General features: G+C 31.6%; 1 protein-coding gene. It reads right to left on the bottom strand.

The features are described from left to right. Nucleotides 1-1,016: 1,016 nt before the first annotated feature. The coding region (locus tag LMU01S_RS09950; protein WP_225354631.1) for an Abi family protein at nt 1,017-1,641 on the bottom strand (625 nt) is incomplete at its 5' end.

Here is a 1,641-nt window from a genome sequence, read left to right as displayed (position 1 = left end):
ATAAAATAAAGGCGGATAAATTACCACTGTGTGGGATATCCGCTCTTATTTGTATTTACCCTATCACAAAGAACCATCTTCGTAGTTATATTAGTGTAGATCTGGGAATGGTGTTACTTTGAATTTTTTTAAAATATCACCCCATATGATGATAGCCCAACTAAGTTCCTGTTGCCCATAATTTACGATCTTTTTGTAAAATTAATTAACATTTGGCGTCAGTCCAACACATTTAGACACATTTTTGATTTCTATCTGTCTTAGATCATACGATAAGCTCATTAATGCTCAGCTAAAACTGCTTTGAACCTACACTATTTTTAATGCTTTTCATTCATTATCAGTTATTACTGTCTACAAAGAAATTATAAACTACAGCCATAAGCTCATCTTCATTTGTAATTTTTTCCATCTATTAGATCACTTTTTTAGAGAATCATATCGAGGAACCGCTTGTTGTCCAATAATTTTAACTCTATAGTAAAAAAGAGCTAGAAACATCCGACTGCTTAAGTGCGAACCGAAGTACTTTTCGTCCGGTAGCTTTTTCCTGTCATAATCGGCTTTTCCACGTCAGGGAATCTTTTGCTCCTATTCAACGTTGAATCCATTAATTTAATATATTATCTGTTACCAAATAATATTTAGTTGCTCTGCCTCTTCCTTCAGATAGTAGTATACCTTTCTTTTTCATAGTGGAAATGATCTCTGAGGTATAACTTTTTTGTAAATTCAAAGCATCTTGAATCTCTTTTCTACTGGCTAATTTTCCACCACTAAGATAGCTAACTATCACGACCATATTATATGATAGGCTTATAATTCATACCAATTAAAATTAGATAGCTCAAAGTAAAATTTTACTCTCCCTAGTACAGTGTGATTTAGGGATATTTTTTGCTTTTATGAACCTTTAGTAAATCTTGGACAAAGCATAACTTTACTTCTCCTGTTAGTTAGGAAAATCTATGAATTGCCTGCCGATGCTCCTACACCAACAAAAGAAGAGATCCAAGCTACTCCTTAAAAATCAGTTCTCTTTCTTTACTAAAACATTCATATATTGCCTTTTTATCCCTAAATCCATATACTTCGGGCGTGTTAGTTTCATCTAATAAATGATTCAATGCATTTATTAAATTACCAAAGCGATACCGAATGTTGATGCTACTCATCAGTTTAACAACTATACAAATAACAATGGCAAGTCTATTCGTATAGTTTGCACTGTCTTCTTTCTCACTTTTTAAATACAAAACATCTTCAAAATCTTTTGGCAATTTAGGCTGAGTAACTAACTTGATATCAACTAAGTTGCCGTTATGACAACAAATATTTCGCACCAAATTTATACATTCTAACCAACTGATCAACTCATCAACACTACATTCAAATTTTTCGGCAATGGCTCTTCTATTTCTATTTGACATTAACTTAACAATATAAATTGAATCACCTAATGTTAATTCATTCATCATTAACCAAACTGGCATGTAAACCTGATCGTCATCATTTTTATCAAATGCTTTAACATCTCTTGAACTTGATCTTCTCGCCTTTCCCTGTATTTTTCCTAAAAATTTATTTTGTTCCTTAGCAATATAATATTTGTTAACTTTTTTATTTCGAATATATTTGTTA

The sequence above is a fragment of the Ligilactobacillus murinus DSM 20452 = NBRC 14221 genome (assembly GCF_001591685.1).
Classification (GTDB): Bacteria; Bacillota; Bacilli; order Lactobacillales; family Lactobacillaceae; genus Ligilactobacillus; species Ligilactobacillus murinus.
This window is presented reverse-complemented; position numbering and strand designations above follow the sequence as displayed.